The organism is Paenibacillus sp. ATY16 (assembly GCF_003399985.2).
GTDB classification, from domain to species: Bacteria; Bacillota; Bacilli; order Paenibacillales; family Paenibacillaceae; genus Pristimantibacillus; species Pristimantibacillus glycanilyticus.
On the sequence record NZ_NMOK02000026.1, the window covers coordinates 1 to 16,113 of the forward strand.

At 49.8% G+C, this 16,113-nt stretch carries 16 protein-coding genes and 15 tRNA genes; 29 read left to right on the forward strand and 2 right to left on the reverse strand.

The features are described 5' to 3' along the window. Positions 1-34 precede the first annotated feature (34 nt). From CFI03_RS16655 to CFI03_RS16775, 25 genes are all read left to right on the forward strand, one after another. Positions 35-125 (forward strand) — tRNA-Ser (locus CFI03_RS16655). A gap of 39 nt (positions 126-164) precedes the next feature. After that, positions 165-239 (forward strand) — tRNA-Glu (locus CFI03_RS16660). Between the two features lie 81 nt (positions 240-320). Continuing rightward, positions 321-396, forward strand: a tRNA-Val gene (locus tag CFI03_RS16665). 17 nt (positions 397-413) lie between these two features. After that, positions 414-490: transfer RNA gene (locus CFI03_RS16670), tRNA-Met, on the forward strand. Between the two features lie 34 nt (positions 491-524). Beyond that, positions 525-601 (forward strand) — tRNA-Asp (locus CFI03_RS16675). A 15-nt stretch (positions 602-616) separates the two neighbouring features. Then, positions 617-692, forward strand: a tRNA-Phe gene (locus CFI03_RS16680). Between the two features lie 26 nt (positions 693-718). Then, positions 719-794 (forward strand) — tRNA-Thr (locus tag CFI03_RS16685). Positions 795-801: 7 nt separating this feature from the next. Next, positions 802-885 (forward strand) — tRNA-Tyr (locus tag CFI03_RS16690). Positions 886-888: 3 nt separating this feature from the next. After that, positions 889-962: transfer RNA gene (locus CFI03_RS16695), tRNA-Trp, on the forward strand. A gap of 22 nt (positions 963-984) precedes the next feature. Next, positions 985-1,060, forward strand: a tRNA-His gene (locus CFI03_RS16700). Positions 1,061-1,089: 29 nt separating this feature from the next. Further along, positions 1,090-1,164: transfer RNA gene (locus CFI03_RS16705), tRNA-Gln, on the forward strand. Positions 1,165-1,169: 5 nt separating this feature from the next. After that, positions 1,170-1,244 (forward strand) — tRNA-Gly (locus tag CFI03_RS16710). Positions 1,245-1,252: 8 nt separating this feature from the next. Beyond that, positions 1,253-1,326, forward strand: a tRNA-Cys gene (locus tag CFI03_RS16715). Positions 1,327-1,344: 18 nt separating this feature from the next. Continuing rightward, positions 1,345-1,421: transfer RNA gene (locus CFI03_RS16720), tRNA-Arg, on the forward strand. A gap of 12 nt (positions 1,422-1,433) precedes the next feature. Further along, positions 1,434-1,515, forward strand: a tRNA-Leu gene (locus tag CFI03_RS16725). 167 nt (positions 1,516-1,682) lie between these two features. Further along, the gene (locus tag CFI03_RS16730; protein WP_248758091.1) at positions 1,683-3,143 is read left to right on the forward strand and encodes a spore germination protein; all 1,461 of its coding nucleotides are present in this window, start codon (positions 1,683-1,685) and stop codon (positions 3,141-3,143) included. Positions 3,144-3,176: 33 nt separating this feature from the next. After that, positions 3,177-4,379 carry a Ger(x)C family spore germination protein gene (locus CFI03_RS16735; RefSeq protein ID WP_248758092.1) on the forward strand — a complete coding sequence of 401 codons (1,203 nt, stop codon included), beginning with the start codon at positions 3,177-3,179 and terminating at the stop codon, positions 4,377-4,379. 16 nt (positions 4,380-4,395) lie between these two features. Then, entirely contained in the window at positions 4,396-4,635 is a 240-nt protein-coding gene (locus CFI03_RS16740; protein ID WP_248758093.1) for a hypothetical protein, read from the forward strand. 6 nt (positions 4,636-4,641) lie between these two features. After that, positions 4,642-5,745, forward strand: coding sequence for a GerAB/ArcD/ProY family transporter (locus CFI03_RS16745; RefSeq protein ID WP_248758094.1), 1,104 nt, complete (start codon positions 4,642-4,644; stop codon positions 5,743-5,745). A 216-nt stretch (positions 5,746-5,961) separates the two neighbouring features. Beyond that, positions 5,962-6,261 carry a LiaF transmembrane domain-containing protein gene (locus CFI03_RS16750; RefSeq protein WP_248758095.1) on the forward strand — a complete coding sequence of 100 codons (300 nt, stop codon included), beginning with the start codon at positions 5,962-5,964 and terminating at the stop codon, positions 6,259-6,261. A gap of 24 nt (positions 6,262-6,285) precedes the next feature. Beyond that, a complete protein-coding gene (locus tag CFI03_RS16755) occupies positions 6,286-6,972 on the forward strand; it encodes a PspA/IM30 family protein (protein WP_248758096.1) in 687 nt (228 codons plus the stop codon). Next, positions 6,960-7,454 (forward strand): PspC domain-containing protein, encoded by a 495-nt coding sequence (locus tag CFI03_RS16760; RefSeq protein ID WP_248758097.1) that lies wholly within the window; start codon positions 6,960-6,962, stop codon positions 7,452-7,454. Before CFI03_RS16755 ends, CFI03_RS16760 begins: the two co-directional genes overlap by 13 nt. A gap of 2 nt (positions 7,455-7,456) precedes the next feature. Further along, on the forward strand, positions 7,457-8,158 hold the full coding sequence (locus CFI03_RS16765) for a PspA/IM30 family protein (protein WP_248758098.1): 702 nt from the start codon (positions 7,457-7,459) through the stop codon (positions 8,156-8,158). Positions 8,159-8,288: 130 nt separating this feature from the next. Further along, complete coding sequence (locus tag CFI03_RS16770) at positions 8,289-9,302, forward strand: sensor histidine kinase (RefSeq protein WP_127491057.1); 1,014 nt, start codon at positions 8,289-8,291, stop codon at positions 9,300-9,302. Positions 9,303-9,354: 52 nt separating this feature from the next. After that, the gene (locus CFI03_RS16775; RefSeq protein WP_041613999.1) at positions 9,355-10,005 is read left to right on the forward strand and encodes a response regulator; all 651 of its coding nucleotides are present in this window, start codon (positions 9,355-9,357) and stop codon (positions 10,003-10,005) included. A 106-nt stretch (positions 10,006-10,111) separates the two neighbouring features. Here the strand turns inward: CFI03_RS16775 and CFI03_RS16780 are convergent, their stop codons facing one another. Together CFI03_RS16780 and CFI03_RS16785 are read right to left on the reverse strand one after the other, a co-directional pair. Next, positions 10,112-10,777 (reverse strand): hypothetical protein, encoded by a 666-nt coding sequence (locus CFI03_RS16780; RefSeq protein ID WP_248758099.1) that lies wholly within the window; start codon positions 10,775-10,777, stop codon positions 10,112-10,114. Between the two features lie 75 nt (positions 10,778-10,852). Beyond that, positions 10,853-11,236 (reverse strand): hypothetical protein, encoded by a 384-nt coding sequence (locus CFI03_RS16785; protein WP_248758100.1) that lies wholly within the window; start codon positions 11,234-11,236, stop codon positions 10,853-10,855. 185 nt (positions 11,237-11,421) lie between these two features. On the opposite strand from CFI03_RS16785, the gene CFI03_RS16790 reads away from it, so the two are divergent. From CFI03_RS16790 to CFI03_RS16805, 4 genes are all read left to right on the forward strand, one after another. After that, a complete protein-coding gene (locus CFI03_RS16790; RefSeq protein WP_248758101.1) occupies positions 11,422-12,099 on the forward strand; it encodes a YwmB family TATA-box binding protein in 678 nt (225 codons plus the stop codon). A gap of 123 nt (positions 12,100-12,222) precedes the next feature. Further along, positions 12,223-13,767, forward strand: a complete 1,545-nt coding sequence (zwf, locus tag CFI03_RS16795; RefSeq protein WP_248758102.1) for a glucose-6-phosphate dehydrogenase — start codon at positions 12,223-12,225, stop codon at positions 13,765-13,767. Positions 13,768-13,806: 39 nt separating this feature from the next. After that, complete coding sequence (locus tag CFI03_RS16800) at positions 13,807-14,433, forward strand: cyclase family protein (protein ID WP_248758103.1); 627 nt, start codon at positions 13,807-13,809, stop codon at positions 14,431-14,433. A gap of 42 nt (positions 14,434-14,475) precedes the next feature. After that, complete coding sequence (locus CFI03_RS16805; RefSeq protein WP_248758104.1) at positions 14,476-16,065, forward strand: peptide chain release factor 3; 1,590 nt, start codon at positions 14,476-14,478, stop codon at positions 16,063-16,065. Positions 16,066-16,113: the final 48 nt, after the last annotated feature.

Below are 16,113 nucleotides of genomic sequence, written 5' to 3' on the forward strand. Positions count from 1 at the left end.
GTCACAGGTTCGAGTCCTGTTCGGGGAGCCATATAGAGAGGTGTCCGAGTGGTCGAAGGAGCACGATTGGAAATCGTGTAGGCTCTAACCGGGTCTCGAGGGTTCGAATCCCTTCCTCTCTGCCATAATATTTCTTACATAGCTGTTTGCTACGTAATGAGCAAGGCCCGTTGGTCAAGGGGTTAAGACACCTCCCTTTCACGGAGGTAACAGGGGTTCGAATCCCCTACGGGTCACCATCTTTACAAAAAAAGAATCAAAAAAGTTCTTGCTAAGCTGACTTGAATGTGATATATTATAAAAGTCGCTCGAGAAAATATGGAGGCTTAGCTCAGCTGGGAGAGCATCTGCCTTACAAGCAGAGGGTCGGGGGTTCGATCCCCTCAGCCTCCACCATATATGTTTTAAAATGACGCGGGGTGGAGCAGCTCGGTAGCTCGTCGGGCTCATAACCCGAAGGCCGCAGGTTCAAATCCTGCCCCCGCAACCAAAACTTTATCTTCGGTTTTTACCGAGAACGATGTGGAGCTGTGGTGTAGAGGCCTAACATGCCTGCCTGTCACGCAGGAGACCGCGGGTTCGAATCCCGTCAGCTCCGCCATTTAATCAAACATCAGGCTCGGTAGCTCAGTTGGTAGAGCAGAGGACTGAAAATCCTCGTGTCGGCGGTTCGATTCCGTCCCGAGCCACCATGTTAGATGGTTGGAAAAGTTAATATGCCGGTGTAGCTCAGTTGGTAGAGCAACTGACTTGTAATCAGTAGGTCGTGGGTTCGACTCCTATCGCCGGCACCATTTCTACGGAGGGTTAGCGAAGTGGCCAAACGCGGGAGACTGTAAATCTCTTCCTAACGGTTCGGTGGTTCGAATCCATCACCCTCCACCATTTAGGGGCATAGTTTAAAGGTAGAACAAAGGTCTCCAAAACCTTTGGTGTGGGTTCAATTCCTGCTGCCCCTGCCAGATAATTATTATAGTGAGTATGGCGGTCGTGGCGAAGGGGTTAACGCACCGGTCTGTGGCTCCGGCATTCGTGGGTTCAAGTCCCATCGATCGCCCCATTTTCACTAAGGTTAAAAAAGTTTTTCGTTGGGGATTAGCCAAGCGGTAAGGCAACGGACTTTGACTCCGTCACTCCAAGGTTCGAATCCTTGATCCCCAGCCATTTATGCGGAAGTGGCTCAGCGGTAGAGCATCGCCTTGCCAAGGCGAGGGTCGCGGGTTCGATTCCCGTCTTCCGCTCCATTTTAGGTGGCGCCATAGCCAAGTGGTAAGGCAGAGCTCTGCAAAAGCTTTACCCCCAGTTCGAGTCTGGGTGGCGCCTCCACAATTATTTCAATAAAATGTGCCCTTAGCTCAGCTGGATAGAGCGTTTGACTACGAATCAAAAGGTCAGGAGTTCGAATCTCTTAGGGCACGCCATATTTACCAAATGCCGGTGTGGCGGAATGGCAGACGCGCGCGACTCAAAATCGTGAGGGAAACCGTGGAGGTTCGAGTCCTCTCACCGGCACCAAATATTGAAATGATTGCGCTGATTGTACTTTGTACAGTCAGCGTTTTTTGCATGTTTATGAACTTTACGAGCACCTGGCGGACTAACCTCCGATGGGTGCTTTTTGTTTATATCGATTGGCGTATGACCATACTGATAATTATCAAATACGGGTGATGTGATGCAGCATGAGTCAGATCGATATTGCAACGATTAAAGAAAAACTCGGTAACAGTAACGATATTATTTTTAAAGAATTCCAAATCGAATATGGTGGCAAGTCTCGAAAAGTGAATTTGTTTTATGCGGATGGACTAGTAAACACGGACTCTGTTCAGGATTTTATATTGGAGACTCTGATGGTGGAGTTTCCGAAGCTTAATACGAATCAGCATCCTTTTCTGGACTTGCTGACCGCGGGAGAAATAGAAGAAGTGGCATCGACGGATACGATGTACTATAACCTGTTTTCCGGCCATGTCATTCTTATATGGGACAGCAATAAAATATTGTCCATTGCTATGAATGGAATTAAAGACCGTGCGGTTTCAGAGGCCATGACGGAAACGGTAAGCCGCGGCCCCAAAGAGTCGTTTACGGAATCCATTCGCACAAATACGGCACTGGTCAGAAGGAAAATTAAGAATCCCGATTTGTGGCTTGAGAATATGAGAATCGGGAAAATGACCCAGACTAGTGTTTCCATTATGTATATAAAAGGTATTGTGAGCGATAAGATCTTGGAAGAGGTACGTAACCGATTATCCAGAATAGATATTGACGGGATTCTGGAAAGCGGCTATATCGAAGAGTTGATTCAGGATTCCGCTTATAGTCCATTTCCGACCATGTACAACTCCGAACGGCCGGATGTTATAGCTGCAGAACTTCTTGAAGGCAAAGTGGCGATATTAGTGGATGGAACGCCTCATGTGCTTGTGGTTCCCGCTTTGTTCATTTCCTTCATGCATTCTGCGGAGGATTACTACCAACGCGCCGATATCAGCTCGCTGATAAGGATTCTCCGCTTTGTAGGCATCTTTATCGCTCTGTTAGGGCCATCGCTTTATATAGCCATCACGACCTTTCACCAGGAAATGCTCCCTACACAACTGCTCATTGGACTTGCGGCCCAACGGGAAGGGATACCTTTTCCCGCATTTATCGAGGCGTTGATTATGGAGATTACGTTCGAGATCCTGCGTGAAGCCGGGGTTCGGATGCCTAGAACAATGGGTCAGGCTATTTCGATTGTCGGCACCTTGGTTATCGGACAGGCAGCTGTGGATGCGGGGATTGTTTCCGCTGCGATGGTAATAGTGGTATCCATCACGGCTATATCAAGCTTTGTTGTGCCGGCCATGAATATGTCCATTTCCATCCGGATGATCCGATTCGCGTTAATGGGGCTGGCTGCGTCCTTTGGTTTATACGGGATTATTCTAGGCATTTTTGCGCTCGTGCTTCATTTATGCAGTCTCCGTACCTTCGGAGTACCGTATATGAGTCCATTTGGACCGTTTATTGCCGAGGATACGAAGGATACCTTATTCCGGCTGCCGCACTGGGCCATGCGAAAACGGCTGCGTCTAATTAGTCAGAATAATATTACCCGAGGCAATAACAAGCCTCCCGGTCCGAAGCGTTAATCGAGAATAAAGGCAACGAGATGAGGAATTGCGATGATGATGCGGAGAATATTTGTTCCCTTATTGTTTGTTCTAATAGCGATGACGCTGACTGGCTGCTGGAATCGCCGCGAGCTTAATGATTTGGCTATTGCCGTGGCAATCGGAATCGATAAGGATGGGGAGAATCAATATCAGGTGTCGGTTCAGGTCGTTGACCCGGGAGAGGTTGCCGCAAACAACAGAACGATGACGCGGACTCCCGTTACATTTTACCAAGCGAGGGGACGAACCATATTTGAAGCCATACGCAAAATGACTACGGTATCGCCGAGACCTATATATTCTGCCCACCTTCGGATGTTAGTCATAGGCGAGGAGTTAGCCAAAGAAGGGATTGCGGATGCTCTTGAATACATGTCCAGATATTATGAGCATCGCACCGATTTCTACATCACCATTGCAAGAGAGACTACCGCAGCAAGCACGCTGAAAATATTAACCCATTTGGAAGCTATCCCTGCCAACCAGATGTATTCTTCTTTGCTTAACTCGCAGAAGCAATGGGCGCCAACCGCATCGATAACGCTGGATCAGCTCATTATGGATATCGTTAGAAAAGGCAAACAACCGGTTGTCACCGGACTCCGCCTCAGAGGTGACCGCGAAAAAGGCGAAAGCAGGGAAAATGTTGAAAAAATTGCTTCACCCGCACACCTGCAGTATTCGGGCATGGCTGTTTTTAACGAGGATAAGCTTGTTGGATGGTTGAATGAAGGAGAAAGCAGAGGCTACTCTTTTATTCACAACGATGTACATAATACGGTCGGGGTTCTTAATTGTCCCGAGGGCGGGAGAATGACAATTGAGGTCATTCGTTCGAAAACAACAACTAAAGCCAGGTTTGTAAACGGAGAACCGGAAATACATATAGGGATTCGTACCGAGGGCAGCATTGGCGAAGTGTTGTGTAAAATCGATCTGACTCAAAAGTCGTCTATTTATGAGTTGGAGCACAAAAGCGCGGAAGCGATACGGGGGTTTGTACAGAAAACAATCCATCAGGTTCAGGAAAAATACAAAGTGGATATATTTGGCTTTGGAGATGTCGTTCATCGCGCGAATCCTTCCTATTGGAAAAGCGTTGAAAATGATTGGGATACCGTCTTTCAGAAGATGCCGGTCAAGTTAGACGTTGTGGTAAATATCCGGCAGACCGGTACGGTTAGTAACTCGTTTATGCAAGAAATGAAGTAAGAAGGAATTAGCAACTATGATGAAATATATATGGCTATTCGCAGCCGCAGCTGTAATTATTCTGATTGAAGTGCCGTCATTGAGGAAGAGAAAGCTGAAGAAGGATCTTTGGGTATTCTTTTGCCTGCTGGGGTTAGGTATCGTGCTGGTGATTATGAGGTTCCTCAATTTACATATTCCTAATCCGGTAACTGGGATCGATTATATGCTGCGGCCCCTAGCCGAGGCGATTTTTCATAATTTAAGTGGGGGATGATGGGGAATGCTTGAGAAGGGAAAAATAAGTCACCGGCAGCTGACCGTTCTAACGCTTCTGTATACGATTGGCACCTCCATCCTGATCGTTCCTTCCATTATGGCCGTATTCTCCAAACAAGACGGCTGGATTGCATGCCTTATAGGAACAGCGGCCAATCTTCTAAGCATATTCATTTATAGCGCGCTGGCCAGCCGCTATCCCACATTAACGCTTGCGGAGTTTAGCGAGAAGATATTGGGGAAGTGGCTAGGAAAGGTTATTTCGTTGTTTTTCCTTTCTTTTATCTTTTTGTTGTCTTCTTTCCTGCTTCGCGTCGTAGGGAATTTCATGACGACCCATATTATGCCGAATACGCCAATCGAAATAACGATTATTTTATTCATGGCTGTGGTGGTTTACGCGGTTCGGCTTGGTATTGAAACAACGGCTAGGGCAGCAGAGATTTTCTTGCCGTTTGTAATCGCATTGTTTCTATTCCTTACTTTCTTCCTGTTGCCCCAGATTAGAATAGATCGGGCTGAGCCTGTTTTCGAGAATGGAATAAAACCAATCCTGCTAGGCGCGTTTTATTATTTTAATCTTCAAGAACAGGTTATTCTCATGATGCTGGTTCCTTATACGAACAGGCCGAAAAAAGCAAGAAGCGCCTTGCTGGTGGGAACCTTGCTAAGCAGCGTGGTTATTATCGTTAGCGTACTGCTGTCGACGCTGGTACTGGGTACCGAATTCACGCAGAGGAATATGTATGCCAGCTATACCCTGGCGAAGCAAATCAGCGTGGGGAACTTTCTACAGAGAGTAGAGGCAATGTTGGCGATTATATGGTTGATCACGATTTTTTTCAAGACAGTGATTTGCGTGTACGCCGTAACGCTTGGGACAGCCCAGACGCTGAGACTGAAGGACCCCCGTACGCTGACTCTGCCGTTTGCCCTGCTGCTTGTTTTCTTGTCTCTTCTTGTCTATGACAATATCGTTAGCTTTATTGCGTTTACGCCTAAGGTATTCTCCTTGTATGCGACTATCTTTATGGTAATCATCCCGGTCGGGCTGCTTGGCATAGATGCTCTCCGTTCCAGCTTCAAGCAGAACCAATCATCATCATGAGGTGCTGACTCTTGCATAGGGTAAAGCGCCTTTTTTGCGTTTTAGGACAGGATTCGACCCTTAAGGCGGAAGAGCCACTCGACCTAGGTCTAGCATAGAAACCGTCGGTGGTCCGTTTTAGAAAGTACGGATTCGATCTACAATAGGAACATAAGCAAGAGAGATTCACAAGAAGAGAAAAAACAAAGCAATCTTTGAGAGGCGGTGGAAGAAGCAATGGATGGTAAAAAAGCGTTAGGCTTATTGCTTGCAGTTGCAGGCGGTATCATGGTACTTAAATTCTTCGGCATCCATCTTGGTGCACTGGTAGGTACCCTGTTCGCAATCGTATTAATCGGACTTGGGGTAGTTGCCTGGAGGAGCAATAAAAAAATCATCGGCGGGATCGTTGGCGCAATCGGTATCTTGATGCTGCTGCCGGCATTGTCGAAACTGATTATGCTGGGTATTGCGGTCGTGCTGATCCTGTTCGGTATTTCGATGGTGAAAAACAATAACAACAATCGACATTTCTAATAAAAAAAGTTGGGAGGGCCATACATGAGCATTATGCGGCGAGTGCGCGACATTACAGTGGCAAGTTTAAATGAAAGACTGGAGAAAGCAGAAGATCCGGTTCGCCTGATTGACCAGTTCCTCTGGTCGACACGCGAAGAGATTATTCAAGCGGAACGGCTGCACCAGCAATATCTGGGACATAGCAATCATCTGAAAGCGCAATGGCTGCAAGCAGAGCAACAGAAGGAAAAACGCGAGCAGCAAGCGCTGACCGCTCTGAAAGCCGGTGAAGAGCAGCTTGCGCGAATCGCTCTCCACGAGAAGACGACAAGCGAGGAGCGCTCCAATCAATACCGCGAGCTGTATGAGCAAAGCCGTCAGAATACGGTGGACCTGGAAGATCAGCTTCGCGAAATGCGGAGCGAATACCAGCTCGTCTATGACAAACGCGAATATTACGCGGCAAGAATGGAGTCGCTCAGACTTCAGCAGCGTATGAATGCTCGTTACACGGAAGGCGGCCAAGCGGGCGGCATTCAGCCAGGCTCGATGTTCCGCAGACTGGAAGACCGGATCGGCGATATGGAGATGGAGGCAAAAAGCCTGCATGATCTCCGCCGAATGGGCAAAGAGTTCATCAGCGAAGCAGGCAATCAAGTGCAATCCGTTATCGAACGCGAGCTGCAGCAATTAAAGAAGAAGCTTGAGAAGGAAGGATGGTCGTCTTGAAAAAACTGTACCGGTCTACCCGCGACAAGAAGCTGTTTGGTCTTTGCGGCGGACTCGCGGAAATGATCAATGTAGATGCGACTCTTATCCGTATCCTGCTCATCGTCGTTACCATCTTTACAAGCGGATTCGCAATTCCTGTCTATATCATAGCCGGCCTTATCGTTCCTAAGGAACCAACGTTTTATAACGGTCACGGCTTTGGACCTGGCGGGTTTGGAGGCGGCTACGGCGGCAGCGGGTACGGCAACGGTTATAACGGCGGTCAAGGCGGCCAAGGCGGCTTCGGTTCCTCCTTCGGCGGACCATACAAGAACCCGCCGCAAGGGCAATGGGACAGCTTCTCGCAAGCACGTTCCAGCCAGCCAGGCTCGTCGTCGCAATTCGATAGCATGATGGATGATCTGGAGAAAAAAGCACTTCGTAAAGAAATCGAAGAATTACGCGCCAAATTGGCTAAATACGAGAAGGGAGAGATTTAACAATGGGAATCTTTAAAAGAATGAAGGATCTGACTAAGGCATCGGTGAATGAGGTATTGGATAAAATGGAAGATCCGGTAGTCATGCTGAATCAATATTTGCGCGACATGGAATCGGAAATTCATCAAGCGGAAGTAACGGTAGCGAAACAAATGGCGAACGAACGCCGTCTGAAACAACGTCTGGATGAAGCGGTACGCAGCATTGCCGACCGCGAGTCGAAGGCAGAAGCAGCGCTTCGCGCCGGCCAGGAAGAGTTCGCTCGCAAGCTGCTCGAAGAGAAGCTTTATTTCGACCAGAAGGTGAACGAATACAGCGATCTTCATGCGCAAGCGAAAACGCAAGCCGAAGAGCTGATGCAGCAATTGCACGGCATGAAGGATGAGTTCTACCAGCTTCGCAATAAACGCAATGAGCTGGCATCCCGCGCTCAAATCGCTAAAGCGCAAAAGCAAATGGCTCAAATTTCTTCGAACCATACGATCGACAGCGGTACGGCTTCGAGAGGCTTCTACCGTATGGAAGAGAAAATCATGCAGCTTGAAGCGGAAGCGGATGTTCTTCGCACTCCTTACTCGGCAGCATACAGCGGTACAAGCAACAACGCAGGCTCCTTTAGCGCCGCTGATATGGAGAAAAAGCTGAAGGTTGACGAGCAGCTTGAAGCTTTGAAAAGCAAGCTGAACAAACCGGAAGAAGTATAATTAACCAGAAGTATGCAATAACGGGAGAGCGGACCGGGTAACCGCAATTTCATTAAGCTTTAACTTAATGAAATTGCCGGGGGGACCGGTCTGCTCTTCCCTGCGTACGTATTTGAAGGAGTGGACCTGGATGGCTGAAGGACAAGCGAATGAGCATCATCGTGCGGAGAGGCCCAATAAAGAAGCAAGACGCAAAAATGTGACCGAGACCGTATTATGGCTCATTATTATCGTGAGTCTTGTCATCATTGTGCTGCAAGCGATTGGTTACGTGCGACTGTATACTTTCCAAGGCAAGTGGGCTATCTTAGGACTTACCGTAATCGGAGCAGCAATGGCGGCAGCAGCGATCGTTGGTTTTCTGCAGAATTCCAAGCTCAAGCAGGCCGTTGAACGGCTCAGCGAGCAGCAACGCAGACGCAGCTATCGGGTAACGCTGAATTCGGCGGAGGAGGAAGGCGGTGTTCCGGTGTCCGAACAGGAGCAAAGCGATGCGATCTGGACGGAGAAGGTCAAGTTCTCGGCTGTTATCGAGGAACGCCAGCGGCTTGCAAGAGAGCTGCATGACGCGGTCAGTCAGCAGCTGTTCGCGATCTCGATGACGGCGACGGCTGTCAGCCGTACGATTGAGCGGGACTGGGAGCGGGCGAAGAGACAGGTACAGCTCATCGAAGAGATGGCTTCCGTAGCGCAATCCGAGATGCGCGCCCTGCTGCTGCATTTAAGACCCGTTCATCTGGACGGCAAAAATCTGGCTGCCGCATTAACAGCGCTGGTGGACGAGCTTAAGCAGAAGGTTCCGATGACGATTGATTTGGACGTTGATGACTCGATTACGATGAAGCCCGGGGCCGAGGACCATTTGTTCCGGATCGCGCAAGAAGCCTTGTCAAATACCCTTCGGCACGCAAAAGCGGAAAGTATGGAAATTAAGCTGCATCGGAAAGGCCCCGAAGTACGTATGTTATTAAAAGATACCGGCATCGGGTTCGACCTGGAAGCGAAGAAGCAAACCTCTTACGGATTATTAACGATGGAAGAGCGTGTGAATGAGCTTGGCGGCTATTTACATATGATCTCGAGACCGGGAGAGGGAACAAGCATCGATATCCGGGTTCCGATTGACGGCGAGATAGAGAAGTAAGGACCATGTACATGTGAAGGAAGCGGTGAATAAGGTGGAACCGATCGAGCAACTGAATGAACGGATTAAAGTATTGTTAGTGGATGATCATGAAATGGTGCGTATCGGGCTTGCTGCGGTGCTCGATACGGAAGAAGGTATCGAAGTCGTAGGGGAAGCTAGCAACGGTTATGACGGAATTCGTCTGGCTCAGGCCTACAAGCCTGACATTGTGCTTATGGATCTTGTTATGGATGGCATGGATGGCGTGGAAACAACGCAAAAGCTGCTTGAGCTGTATCCGGAGTGCAAGGTTATCGTATTAACCAGCTTTATCGATGATAGCAAGCTGTATCCGGTTATTGAAGCGGGTGCGTTCAGCTACCTGCTCAAGACGGCGAGAGCAACGGAGATTGCGGATGCGATTCGCGCAGCGGCACGCGGACAGTCGGTATTGGAATCGCAGGTTGCCGCCAAGATGATGAACCGTCTCCGCAAGCCGAAGCAGCCGGTACAGGCCGCGCTTCATGATGATTTGACGGAGCGCGAGATGGACGTGCTGAAGCGGGTAGCGCAAGGAATGTCCAATCAGGAAATAGCGGACGAGCTGTTTATCGGCGTAAAGACCGTGAAGTTCCACATTACGAACATCTTTAACAAGCTTGACGTCGAGGACCGTACGCAAGCGGCGATTTATGCGCATAAGCAAGGGATTGCGGAGTAGAATGCATGGTTTTTATCAGATTGGGGCTGGCCTGAAGTTGAACTTTAGGAGAGCCCCTTTTTTCGTCTTACGGCTGGAGGGAAAGACCTGTGTTTGTTAAAATAAGTTAAAGGCGGCGGTTAAGAAGCATTCCGCTAGCAGGAAAAGGCCAATACGTTGCCATGGTATTGTAATAACAGCTGTAGGGCTGCAGAAGCGGCATATCCTTACGCAGCAAATCGAGCACTCTTGCAGAAAGAGGTTCTTCCAGCGCTTTGTGAAGAGAGGTGATCCAGCCTCTTGGACCCGTAAGCAGTTGAACGGACGATTCGACCTTGCAGGGGTCGGAGAGCTGGATCCGCCAGGTACCGTTCACAAGCATCAGTCCATATTCAACCGCAGCAGGATGGGACATTGCTTGCTCGATAGAGAGCTTAAGCCGCGGATGAAGGAAGGGTTCAGCCTCCTCGAGGAAAGCAAGCAGTCCGTTTACGGCTGCTGCTACCTTCAGTAGTTCTTCCTCAATGACGGACAACGTTGGATTTTGTTTGATTTTACGGGCAGAGAGCCGGATTATTAGCTGGGCTTGTCTGCTGTGCAGAAGCCATCCTGCCGCCGTTTCGGCAGCATGACGGTAAGGGACGCCCCAATCGAAGCTGTCAAATAGATCGGATCCGGGAGGCAGCCTTATCGGCTCTTCTTCACGGAATGTATTTTTGCCGTAAGGGCGAACCGGAGAAATGGCTTGAAGCCGATCGGTTTGCCTGGCAGGCGTAATAGACAACATTGGCATTTAGACTGCCTCCTTTTGCGTCTGGTATGACCAGCATAGTATGCTTTTGCGGCAAAGGCTGGCGAATGGTGTCTGTCAGAACAAAAGAAATAAGAAGGCAACAAGCGCAAAATCAAGCGTGATCAAATCGCGGAACGGATAGTATGGGCGAGGCTCGTAGTAGTAGGGGTCAAACGGATAGGATTGCGTCTGGACGGGTTGTTCCGGCTTGCTTGATTTGGCTTGCTGCTGGAATTTGGATTTCGAGTTTTTTTTGCTCTTTTTCGAAGAAGATTTATCCGGAATAGCCTCCGGTTCATCCGCATCGGAAACGTTAGGATCTCCATTAAGCGTAAGCTTTCCGCCCTTGCATTTGCTCAGCATGCCGATATGCCTCGATCCATCTTTCATAATGATATACACGGGCATTCCGCAATATCTCGACACGATATCTTCCTCGAGAGGATAAATCTGTTCCATTCAAGCTCCTCCTTATGTTTACTTGCATTAGGCTTTGCAACCAGTGTATTCACCCAGAGGCGAATAGGTATGGTTAAACACCTAGCAGTAATAAACGGTCAAGGGAGGTTATTGTCATCGCAGCGAATCGATTTGTTCAAACGACAGCCGAGCAGTCCAACCGGCGGAAAGCACGGCGAGCGGTTATGTTGGCAGCCGCTGTACTGGCGGTCGGTATCATCTGGGCAGTCTTCAATAGGGATGAGCTCCGTCCCGACGAGAATCCGGGAATCGTTGCCCATGATCTCGCTCTGTTATGGCAGTGGACGGACAAGCTCTACAGCAAAGGCGCGGCGAATGCGGAATGGACAATAAGATGGGATCTTGAAGGGGAAGCAGCTGACCTGGAGCAAGCGGAACAACAGCTTCAGGCGGATGAAAAAGGGCTGAAGCAGGGAACACTGTCCATATTCCCGCTAAACTCGGATCATCAAGCGTTGCTTGTATTTACGACCGCCCAAAAGGCGGACAAGGAGCAGCTGCTTGCCGTTGTAAACCGTACGGAAGCCATCTTAAAGAAAGAGGGCGTTTCCTACTCCGGAGGTATGACGGTTCGGGGCAAGACGGAATATAATAACGCAGCGGAACGTCTGGCCCAGGTCGCGGGCGGCAAGCGGGTTGACCGGTATAAGGACGAGAGCGGAACGGTCAGCGAAGCCTACTACTCGGAAAGGCTGTTCTCTTCGGTGGAAGCGGGAGCGGGGAAGAAGGCGAATCTGCAAATTGCCGAGCATCGGGAAACGGAGTCCGGGACGTTGTCTCTGATCGTCGGAACCCCGCTAATTACGGGAGATTACACCGTTTCCGAAGCAGGAAACGATTAGAAGAAATATGATGGCCAATTAGTTTTTTTTATGATTGGATGAATAGCAGTTTAAGGATTAATATGCTAAACTACATAAATAAAAATAAAAAAATATATGGAAAGAATGAGGGAACTAACTGAAATGAACGTTGAATCATCAAATGCGCAAGGCGCTATTTATTATATCTTCGGGGCGACAGGCGATTTGGCGAAGCGCAAGTTGTTTCCTGCCTTGTTCAGCTTATATAAAGAAGGAAAGCTGTCTGAAAATTTCGCCGTTGTAGGCCTCGCACGCAGAGAGCGTACTAACGAGCAGTTCCGCGCCGACCTGTATGAGTCGATCGTGGAATTCTGCCGTTACAAAGCAGATGACGTAGAGCTCTGGAACCGTTTTGCGGAGCACTTCGAATATATGCCGCTTGATATTAACAATGTGGAAGCATTCCGCGGTCTGGCAACTCTGTCCGATCAACTGGATGCCAAATTCAATATTCCGGGCAACCGTCTGTTCTATCTGGCGCTTGCACCGTCGCTGTTCGGCCCCGTATCGTTCAGCCTGCGCGACGGCGGGCTGCTCGAATCCAAGGGCTGGCACCGCGTCGTAATCGAGAAGCCGTTCGGCTATGATCTGGAATCGGCCCAAAAGCTGAATGACCAAATCACGCAAGTCTTCAAAGAAGAAGAAATTTACCGCATTGACCACTACCTCGGCAAAGAGATGGTGCAAAATATTCAAGTGATCCGTTTCGCGAATGCGTTTTTTGAGCCGCTCTGGAACAATAACCATATCGCAAACGTGCAAATCACGCTCTCCGAAACGGTTGGAGTAGAAGAACGCGGCGGTTATTACGACAAGTCTGGCGCCCTTCGCGACATGGGCCAAAACCATATGCTTCAAATGCTGACGATGATCGCAATGGAGCCGCCTAGCCGTCTGCATGGCGAAGATATCCGCGACGAGAAGGTTAAGGTGCTTCGCTCCCTTCGTCCGTACAAATCGAGCGACGAAGTGCGCAATCTGGTTGTACGCGGCCAATACAGCGAAGGTTCCCTCAATGGAAAAGAGCTTCCCGGTTACCGCCAAGAGGACTCGGTTGGGGAGAACTCTACAACGGAAACTTATTTTGCTGCCAAGCTGGCGGTTGACAACTTCCGCTGGGCGGGAGTACCGTTCTACATCCGTACAGGCAAACGCCTTCCGGTAAAAACAACGGAAGTGGTTATCGAGTTCAAATCGATGCCACAAAACGTATTGTTCGCGCAGCGTCATGACCTGCAGCCGAACCTGCTCGTTATCCGAGTTAACCCGATGGAAGGCATCTACATTAAAGTGAATGCCAAAACTCCAGGCGAAGACAATTCGGTGCAGCCCGTAAACATGGAATTCTGCCAAAGCTGCCAAATCGGCATTAATACGCCGGAAGCTTACGAGCGCCTGATTCATGATGCGGTACGCGGCGATTCGACGTACTTCACCCGCTGGGATGAGGTTGCGCAAGCTTGGGAATTCGTTGACCGCATTGCGGCCGCATGGCGTGAAGATTCGTCTGATCTGCAGCATTATCCTGCAGGCTCGTGGGGCCCTGAAAAGGTAGATCAGCTGCTTGCGCAAGACGGCTTCAAATGGTGGCCGGTTAACGGGCAAGAAGAAGACAATGTGATTTGGGTATCGAATAGCGGCAAATAATTTATTTCTAGCACACCGCTGACGGAGGGATATGCCTTTATGTTTAAGGTTTACGATATTTCGATGACAATCGAAAAGGGCATGCCGGTATGGGGCAACCATGAAGGCAAGCAGCCCGAAATCAACTCCCAGCCTACCTCTCCAGACGGCGTTAACGAATCGCGCATCGATATGGATGTCCATTGCGGCACCCATGTCGATGCGCCTCTGCATATGTTGCCGGAGGATGGCTCAACGATCGAAACAATTGGTCTCGAGGAGCTCGTCGGGAATGCCCGGGTTCTGGACTTCACGGACGTGAACGACAGTATCACAAGAGAAGACCTGGAGAAGCATGGCCTGCAAAAGGGCGAGTTCATTCTCGTAAAAACGAAGAACTCATTTACGGATTCCTTTGAATCCGATTTCGTATTCTTGCGGGAGGATGGCGCCCGTTACCTCGTTGAGGTAGGGGTTCGCGGGATTGGTACGGACGGACTTGGGATTGAACGCTCCCAGGCGGAGTATCCAACCCACCGGACATTGTTCCGCAACAATGTCATTATTGTAGAAGGGCTTCGCCTGAAGGAAGTGCCCCCTGGCTCTTATTTCATGGTGATTGCGCCTTTGAAATTGACCGGTATCGAAGCGGCGCCGGCACGCGCGCTGCTGATCGGGAATGGATAAAGGAGCGTTGCCTCGCGGTAACGCCATGAAGGGAAGACAAGCATGAGCCAAACGTTAAGTAATGAAATTACACAGGAAGTAGATAAGCGCCGTACCTTTGCGATTATCTCTCACCCTGACGCCGGTAAAACCACATTAACGGAGAAGCTCCTCTTATTCGGGGGAGCTATTCGTCTTGCAGGGTCGGTAAAAGCCCGCAAAGCGAGCCGCCACGCTACATCCGACTGGATGGAAATCGAGAAGCAGCGCGGTATCTCCGTTACGTCCAGCGTGATGCAGTTCGATTACCTGGGACATCGGGTCAACATTCTGGATACGCCCGGTCACCAGGATTTCTCCGAAGATACGTACCGTACGCTGACTGCAGCGGACAGCGCGGTCATGCTGATTGACGTTGCGAAAGGCGTCGAGGCCCAGACGATCAAGCTGTTCCAGGTCTGCCGCAAACGCGGTATTCCGATCTTCACCTTTATTAACAAGCTGGACCGCGAAGGCCAAAGCCCATTCGAGCTGATGGAAGAGCTGGAGCGGGTTCTCGGCATTCGTTCGGTGCCAATGAACTGGCCAATCGGCATGGGCCGCGAGCTGTGCGGCGTATACGACCGGATGAAAAATCAGGTTGAGCTGTTCCAAGGCAATGACCACAGCACGATCGAGGTTCGCAAAGTCGAGGATTACAATGATCCGGTTATCCGCGAAATGGCTGGCGACTACCTGCATGATCAGCTTATTCAGGACTTGGAGCTGCTTGACGTAGCGGGCGATCCGTTTGATTTCGATAAGGTTCGCGCTGGCGAATTGACACCGATCTTCTTCGGAAGCGCCGTGAACAACTTCGGCGTTCAAACCTTCCTGGAGAACTTCCTGGAGCTGGCTCCAAAGCCGGCTCCGCGGATGAGCACAAACGGCTCCGTTGACCCGACAAACGAGAAGTTCTCCGGTTACGTGTTCAAGATTCAAGCGAATATGAATCCGGCGCACCGCGACCGTATCGCTTTCCTTCGGATTTGCTCCGGTCGTTTCGAACGCGGCATGAGCGTCCGCCATGTCCGCGCGGGCAAAGACATTAAGCTGTCCCAGCCGCAGCAATTCCTGGCGCAGGACCGCGATATTGTCGAGACGGCTTATCCGGGCGATATTATCGGTCTGTTCGACCCGGGTATTTTCCGGATTGGCGATTCCTTGTCGCAAGGCTCCGAGGTCGTATTCGACGAGCTTCCAACGTTCTCTCCGGAGATCTTCGCCAAGGTTACCGTGAAGAACGCTTTGAAGCATAAGCAGTATCAGAAGGGGATAGACCAACTGACCGAGGAAGGCACCATTCAGGTATTCTACTCGGCAAGCGGCTTTGCTGACGAAACGATTCTTGGCGTAGTCGGCCACCTGCAGTTCGAGGTATTCGAGTACCGGATGAAGGGTGAATACGGCGTTGATATTCAGCTGCACCGTATGCCGTTCCAATTCGCGCGCTGGATCATTGACGATAAGATCGATCCTTCGAAGTTCCGGATCAACTCTACCCTTGTGAAGGACAAAAAAGGCAATTACGTTGTTCTCTTCGAGAATGAATATGCGATGCGCACCGCGATGGATAAGAATCCAACCATGAAATTTCTGGAGACTGCTCCATAAGCTTAAAACGAATAAGAAAATCCCCTGATCGGATGAGATCAGGGGATT

What these genes read in the sequence shown, in the direction of transcription:
- CFI03_RS16730 (WP_248758091.1), top strand. Translation starts at nt 1,683, where the DNA reads ATGAGTCAGATCGATATTGCAACGATTAAAGAAAAACTCGGTAACAGT.
- CFI03_RS16735 (WP_248758092.1), top strand. Translation starts at nt 3,177, where the DNA reads ATGATGATGCGGAGAATATTTGTTCCCTTATTGTTTGTTCTAATAGCG.
- CFI03_RS16740 (WP_248758093.1), top strand. Translation starts at nt 4,396, where the DNA reads ATGATGAAATATATATGGCTATTCGCAGCCGCAGCTGTAATTATTCTG.
- CFI03_RS16745 (WP_248758094.1), top strand. Translation starts at nt 4,642, where the DNA reads ATGCTTGAGAAGGGAAAAATAAGTCACCGGCAGCTGACCGTTCTAACG.
- CFI03_RS16750 (WP_248758095.1), top strand. Translation starts at nt 5,962, where the DNA reads ATGGATGGTAAAAAAGCGTTAGGCTTATTGCTTGCAGTTGCAGGCGGT.
- CFI03_RS16755 (WP_248758096.1), top strand. Translation starts at nt 6,286, where the DNA reads ATGAGCATTATGCGGCGAGTGCGCGACATTACAGTGGCAAGTTTAAAT.
- CFI03_RS16760 (WP_248758097.1), top strand. Translation starts at nt 6,960, where the DNA reads ATGGTCGTCTTGAAAAAACTGTACCGGTCTACCCGCGACAAGAAGCTG.
- CFI03_RS16765 (WP_248758098.1), top strand. Translation starts at nt 7,457, where the DNA reads ATGGGAATCTTTAAAAGAATGAAGGATCTGACTAAGGCATCGGTGAAT.
- CFI03_RS16770 (WP_127491057.1), top strand. Translation starts at nt 8,289, where the DNA reads ATGGCTGAAGGACAAGCGAATGAGCATCATCGTGCGGAGAGGCCCAAT.
- CFI03_RS16780 (WP_248758099.1), bottom strand. Translation starts at nt 10,777, where the DNA reads ATGCCAATGTTGTCTATTACGCCTGCCAGGCAAACCGATCGGCTTCAA.
- CFI03_RS16785 (WP_248758100.1), bottom strand. Translation starts at nt 11,236, where the DNA reads ATGGAACAGATTTATCCTCTCGAGGAAGATATCGTGTCGAGATATTGC.
- CFI03_RS16790 (WP_248758101.1), top strand. Translation starts at nt 11,422, where the DNA reads ATGTTGGCAGCCGCTGTACTGGCGGTCGGTATCATCTGGGCAGTCTTC.
- zwf (WP_248758102.1), top strand. Translation starts at nt 12,223, where the DNA reads ATGAACGTTGAATCATCAAATGCGCAAGGCGCTATTTATTATATCTTC.
- CFI03_RS16800 (WP_248758103.1), top strand. Translation starts at nt 13,807, where the DNA reads ATGTTTAAGGTTTACGATATTTCGATGACAATCGAAAAGGGCATGCCG.
- CFI03_RS16805 (WP_248758104.1), top strand. Translation starts at nt 14,476, where the DNA reads ATGAGCCAAACGTTAAGTAATGAAATTACACAGGAAGTAGATAAGCGC.